This window comes from Robinsoniella sp. (assembly GCF_034124845.1).
The window spans coordinates 1-6,409 of sequence record NZ_JAWYAJ010000074.1; the positions used below are offsets into that span (position 1 = coordinate 1).

Annotated in this window: 5 protein-coding genes and 1 pseudogene; 3 read left to right on the plus strand and 3 right to left on the minus strand. The window is 42.1% G+C overall.

Annotated features, from left to right (window positions below):
* The 3 genes and pseudogenes from ACH2DQ_RS03860 to ACH2DQ_RS03870 form a co-directional block, all read right to left on the minus strand.
* A pseudogene (locus ACH2DQ_RS03860) lies at positions 1–579 on the minus strand (excinuclease ABC subunit UvrA); the annotation flags it as partial.
* A gap of 47 nt (positions 580–626) precedes the next feature.
* Positions 627–1,616: a serine hydrolase domain-containing protein gene (locus ACH2DQ_RS03865; protein ID WP_394914750.1), complete on the minus strand. Its 990-nt coding sequence runs from the start codon at positions 1,614–1,616 to the stop codon at positions 627–629.
* A gap of 63 nt (positions 1,617–1,679) precedes the next feature.
* Positions 1,680–2,504, minus strand: a complete 825-nt coding sequence (locus tag ACH2DQ_RS03870) for a MerR family transcriptional regulator (protein WP_394914749.1) — start codon at positions 2,502–2,504, stop codon at positions 1,680–1,682.
* 620 nt (positions 2,505–3,124) lie between these two features.
* Between ACH2DQ_RS03870 and ACH2DQ_RS03875 the strand changes: the two genes are divergently transcribed.
* The 3 genes from ACH2DQ_RS03875 to ACH2DQ_RS03885 all read left to right on the plus strand — a co-directional run.
* On the plus strand, positions 3,125–4,690 hold the full coding sequence (locus ACH2DQ_RS03875; RefSeq protein ID WP_394914748.1) for a helix-turn-helix domain-containing protein: 1,566 nt from the start codon (positions 3,125–3,127) through the stop codon (positions 4,688–4,690).
* 173 nt (positions 4,691–4,863) lie between these two features.
* Positions 4,864–5,808: an ABC transporter permease gene (locus tag ACH2DQ_RS03880; RefSeq protein ID WP_394914747.1), complete on the plus strand. Its 945-nt coding sequence runs from the start codon at positions 4,864–4,866 to the stop codon at positions 5,806–5,808.
* Positions 5,809–5,821: 13 nt separating this feature from the next.
* Positions 5,822–6,409, plus strand: a 588-nt coding sequence (locus ACH2DQ_RS03885; protein WP_395025645.1) for a carbohydrate ABC transporter permease, incomplete at its 3' end; no start/stop codon positions are given.

The window sequence follows — 6,409 nt, forward strand, 5'->3', positions numbered from 1 at the left end:
GTCTTTGACCGGTTTATTTAAGTCAAACAGATTAGAATCAGCAAACTGCCGCCAGTACCAGGTGCCCGGAGCATATGAAGAGTCCATAACGCAGCCTTCGTTCAGAGATTTAGAAAAATCAATCATCTTGTACAGATCCAAGGTGATGATCTGTCCCAGGCCGGCACACTCCGGGCACATACCATTTGGATCATTGAAGGAAAAATGAGATGCATTTGAGATGCGGGGTGTGCCGATGCGGGAAAAGAGGACGCGCAGGTCTGTATATAAATCACTGATGGTACCAACCGTTGAACGGATATTCCCACCTAAAGAAGACTGGTCTACGATAACAGAAGGTGATAAATTCTCGATGCTTTGCAGATTTGGTTTGGCATGCTGGGGTAATTTGGCTTTTATGAATGCGGGAAATGTCTCATTTAACTGGCGGCTGGATTCTGCGGCAATGGTATCGAAGACAATACTGGACTTGCCCGAGCCGGAAACCCCTGTGAAAATGACAATTTTATGTTTGGGAATGTCCAGGTCAATATTTTTCAGGTTGTTTTGAATCAATCCTCTGATTTTAATCATATTCATTTGCATAGCTCCTTATATAAACCGGCAGCAGGGTGTATGCTGCTGATTCACGATTCACAATTTTCAAAGGCTGGTTCGATATATTCTTTAATGAGTTCCAGCCGGTCCTTTGCTTTGGGTACAAAAAAAGAAGCAATCGAAATAACCATATTTTTCTTCTTATTGAAGTAAATTACATTTCCGCCATCGCCCATGGCTGCGCAGGCATGTTCTTTTTCATCTGTAATCCACCATAGATATCCGTAGTTCAGATTTTCTTTTTTCCACTGGCTATGTACCGTTGTGCTCTCCTTTAACCACTCAGCCGATACGATTTGTTTTCCATTCCACACTCCGTCATCTAAATAGAGCCGTCCTATTTTTGCCATGTCCATCGGTGAAAGAGTCAGGCCCCAGCCGCCTGTATTTACGCCTGCTGTGTCAGCAGCCCAGCCGCTGATGGTCTTAGATTTATTAAATTCCATCTGTTCTTCTTTGTTATGAAATTTCAGGCTGCGTTCCACGGTTATCCCAAGCGGCGAGAGAAGATTCTCAGATGCAAAATCAAATACAGACTGACCAGTTGCGCGGACAAGGATGCCTGACAGAAGATCCGGTCCGATCAGCGGCGTATATCGAAATTCCCCGATTTGCCCTCTTCCGCCTAATAAATCAAGGGTAAACTTTACACTGTCGTCACTGGTGAAATATTTAATGTAGGGGGGAATCCTGTATTTATAAGGAGCTGTCATGGTGAGCAGATTCTTAAGTGTGATATGCTGTATGGTTTTTTCACGGCTTTTTACCGTATATTCGGGAAAGAAATCCAATACCTTCTGGTCAATACTTTTAATTTTTCCCTGATCTGCGGCAATCCCGATCAAGATGGAAACGATACTTTTTGTGACGGAATATACATGGATTCGGCTGTGGGCATTGCATTCATTAAAATAATTTTCATAGAGGGTGTTTCCTCCTTTTTGTACAACGATCCCGGCGGTATTGCTGTAATCTTTTTTAATTCGGTTCTCCAACGCTGTTATTTTTTCCTGGTTCATATGAAGTCCTCCTCCTGATCTATAAGTGCAGGGTTGCATTAATGGTTGTATATCTGTGAGCTGTTATACCTTCTTTTTAACCGGATAATAAACCTCGGTTATAAGGCCGCTTTCATCTGCTGTCTGGGAAGGATCTGTGACATATACTTCATAGAGAGCGTTGTTGTTCTCATAGCCTTCTTTTTCTGCCCATTCACGCTGTTTTGTGTATACAGAAGACAGTCCGGAATAAGATCCGTGTACAACTGTTTTTAAGCAGAGCCCGGGATGAAAATCCCTTGTTCCTGTAATATACTCTTTGACCGGGACCGCGAACTCAATATCTAAACCAAACGGACTAAAGTCATCACTGTGGAAAAGTACCATTGGCGGGGCGGGCACAGTCAGATTGTCGTCTGCTATTTTCCGAAATATTTTATGGAAGCAATTTCCGTATTCCTCTGCAATTTCACTTTCGGTCAGCATTTTGCGGATTGACAGAAGATACATCTTTGGCACCTCTACAAGCTGTACATCAATATTTTCCAGATAGGACATAATGGATTTCCCCTGTTTTAAAACAGAGATATCATCATTTAACTGATTTAAAGTCTTCTGAAATTCGGTTACCTGCCGTTCCATTTCCTTTTTCTTTCGGGTCAGTTCCTGACAAAGCTTTTCTTCCTGCAGTTCGTCTGCCTCAAGGACAGCTTTGATTTCTTCTAAAGAAAAATGGTAGGATTTCAGGCGGTTGATAAATAACATGGTCTCCAGCTGTTCCACAGAATAATACCGGTAACCGTTTTCCGGGTTGATCTCATCCGGCAGAATCAGGCCTATTTCAGCATAATAGCGAAGGGTCTTTGTGGAAACTTTACATATATTTGAAAACTCTCCAATGGATAACATGGAATATCCTCCTTTCGGCGTAACTTTTTCGCCTGTCTGTATTTTACACCTTACCCTAAGGGTAAAGTCAATGTGATAAATTGGGAATTGGAATGAATGAACAGATAATTGATCCCCTAAACGGAGGGAGAGCCCTGTACGTAGCGTACAGGGCTGAGTTATGAAAAAGTTTATGTTATCCAATATTGTTGGATAATTGTTAGGCGAAGTCCAACGGCAATCCACTACTGATCAGTTTCAAATTATTATGCTGTGAAACCGCTGTCCTTCATTTGATGTTATTAGTATACCGAAGAATTGTGTCCTAAGTATGGCAGGGAAATAAATCATTTATAAAAAAGCTTGGGATTATATTAAGAAAAACATAGGGAAAAAGAAAATATGGACATTGAAAATCCAATATGGAAGATTTTCAGCTGTAAATTTGTGCTTATATTTTTATGAAAGCAATTCTAAAACACGCCGGATCAGGTAGATATCACACCCTAATTATGCTAAAATAGAAAAAAAGTATTTTTCAGCGCTGTGCATTTTTTGCAAAGATAATGCAAATATAATGCAAATATGGTGAACAGAAAAGATGCAGAGCGGTGGGAAATACTGCAGAAGGGAAGATGTTTATGGAAATAAGTATGTTGATAGTAGATGACGACAGGCTGGTAACGGAGAAACTGGAAAAGACGGTTCATTTTGAACGTCTTGGAATCAGCAATGTGCTCACAGCCAGTAATATTAGACAGGCAATGAAGCTTCTGGAAGAAATGCCCATTCAGATTCTCCTGTCGGATATTGAGATGCCCCAGGGAAGCGGTCTGGAATTGCTGGAGTGGATTCGTCAGAAACAGCTTCCGGTGGAATGCATTTTCCTTAGCAGCTATGCTTATTTCAGCTATGCCCAAAAAGCCATGCAGCTCAATTCCAGTGAGTATCTGGTGAAGCCTGTTACGACTGAGGAACTGGAAATAGCATTACAGAGGAGTATTAAGCGGGTGGAGGAAAAGGAAGGGGATCATGGAGGCGGGAACAGAAATCTGAATCTGTGGGAAACGTTCCTGCTTGCACAAAATTCCAGGAGGCAGACGGAGGCGGAAAAGGAATTACGGCAGATATATGGGGATGCAGACTTCAGCCTGAATTTTATACGCATATTTCCGGACAGGGATCACAAAGGAAAAAAAGATGCCGTTCGGTTTCAGATCCTGGTCAGCAGCCATGTGAGAAAGATACTGGAGGGCGGGCAGGCGGAAGCACTGATCCGTGTGGATGCCTGTGAATGGATGTTAATATGCAAGGAGCCGGCTGGAATTTGTCTGCAAGAAAAAAAGCAGGAGCTATGCCGCTGCCTGCAAAGGGTAATTGCACAGCCGGTCTGCATTTATGCCGGGAGCGTGGGAACAGTGGGAGAATTGCATCACAGCCTGGAACATTTGGAACAGATGGAAATGGAGGCGGTACCCGGTGATAATCCGGTATTGGGGGAAGGCGACTGGCTGAGACAGGAATCGCGGGATGCCAAAGCGTGTTTTCCGGATGAAAACTGGTTTGCAGAGCTGGAACGGTCCGCTGATTTTATGTATATGCAGAAGGAAATACTGGAATATACCGATACCTGTTCCCGGGAAAATATCATGAAGGTTCAGATGCTGCAGGCTTTCCATAAGAAGACCACGGGACTGATTGAAAGGCATTTGCGGGAGCGCGGGCAGGTATTAGAATCGATCTTTGAAATGCAGGAATTTGAAAGCTATGAAAAAGATGCTTACCGGACGATGGAAGGCTGGAGGGCATTTATCAGATTCCTGTTTGAAAAGCTGGAGGGGAATCAAAAGAGTGACTGCAGGCAGGAATCTGTGGTGGATTGCCTGAAGCGGTATATTGAAGAAAATCTGAAAGAAGACTTATCCAGAAAGACCTTGGCAGCCCAGGTCTATCTCTCGGAAGATTATATTTCCCGTATTTTTATGAATGCTGCAGGGATGTCCATCACTTCTTATATAGCATCCAGGAGGATGGAAAGAGCGAGAAAATATCTGGAGGATACTGCACTTCCGGTGAGTAAAATAGCGATGGAAGTAGGGTACAGTAATTTTTCTTATTTTAGTAAAACTTTCCGTGACTGGGCAGGCGTGACTCCAAACGAGTACCGGATGCGTAAAGCGAAGGAAAGAAGTACACCCTTACAGTAAAGAAAAATGAGATTGATTAACAAAAAAACGGAATTTTATTAAATATCTGTTAGATCAGGTGAGAAGAGGTGGAAAATCCGCCTCTTTTTTGTTAGTGCACAACTTAATAATTACAGAAAATATTCCGCGCATTTTATATAATAGGTTCATCATTGAACAGGGAGGAAAGGAAGATGCGCAAAACAAAGACCGCTGTTTTACCAAAACAAAGGTTTCAGGTGATGAAAAAAGGCATTAAGAGAAGCCGGGCTTTATATCTGCTGATGCTGCCGGCAATTATCATTATGCTGCTGTTTATGTACTATCCCATGTATGGAGTCATTATTGCTTTTAAAAATTTTACACCGGCTGGAGGAATTTTAGGAAGTCCGTGGGTTGGTCTTAAAAACTTTGAACAGTATTTTAATTCTTATCAATTCTGGCCCACCATACGAAATACACTTGTAATCAGCCTTTATACGATTGTTGTTACATTTCCGCTGCCAATTGCACTGGCGCTGATGTGTAATCAGATTACCAGAACAAAATTCAGGAAGTTTTTTCAGGTATCCACGTATCTGCCCCATTTCATATCAACCGTTGTAATGTGCGGGATGATTATTTTGTTCTTGTCGCCCAGTCATGGAATTATTGCAAAGCTTCTAAGTTATGCAGGAATAACATTGCCTAATCTCATGGGATCGCCGGGAGCATTTCCCAGTATCTATGTATGGACGGAGGCATGGCAGCATGTGGGCTGGGACAGTATCCTTTACATAGCAGCACTATCTGCGGTAGATCCGTCTTTGTATGAAGCGGCAACCATGGATGGAGCAAGTAAATGGCAGAAATTAAAGCATATTGATATCCCCATGCTTCTGCCTACGGCAACAATTATGTTCATACTTCGAGCCGGCAGTGTAATGGGAATTGGATTTGAAAAGGTATATCTGCTCCAGAATACACTGAACAGCGGAACCAGTGAGATCATTGCAACTTATGTATATAAGATGGGATTGGTCAGCAACCAATACAGCCTTTCTGCGGCAATCGGTCTTTTTAATAACGTGATTAACCTTGCGCTTCTGCTTCTGGTGAATCAGATATCAAAAAAGATGAGCAATACATCTCTGATATAGGTGGGAGATTAAATTGACATCAAAAGGAATTGCCGTTAAACGAATGAAGATCAAAAAATCGAAAGAGGATAAAATCTTTGATATTTTTCTCTATGGGATTGCCATTATTATTTTGATTATTGTACTCTATCCGATGTATTTTATTATCATCGCTTCCTTCAGTAATCCAGCAGAAGTAGCTGCGGGGAATATCACATTTTTTCCCAAGGGAATTACCTTAAAAGGCTACCGCAAGCTGGCTGAATACTCACAGTTGTGGATCGGTTACAAGAATACCATTCTCTATACGGTAATTGGTACTGTAATTACGCTGGTAACGAATATTCCTGCAGCCTATGCCCTTTCACGGAAGGACCTTTACGGTAAAAAGTTTCTGACGGTATTTTTCCTGATTCCCATGTTTTTTACAGGCGGTTTGATTCCCACCTACCTGGCAATCAAACAATTTCAGATGCTGGATAATTTCTGGGTTATGGTACTGCCGTTTTCCGTGGTTACGTACTACATTGTCGTCGCCAGGACATTTTTTGGAAATACTCTGCCGGAGGAACTTTGGGAATCTGCACAGATTGACGGCTGCGGAACACTGACATTTTTTTTC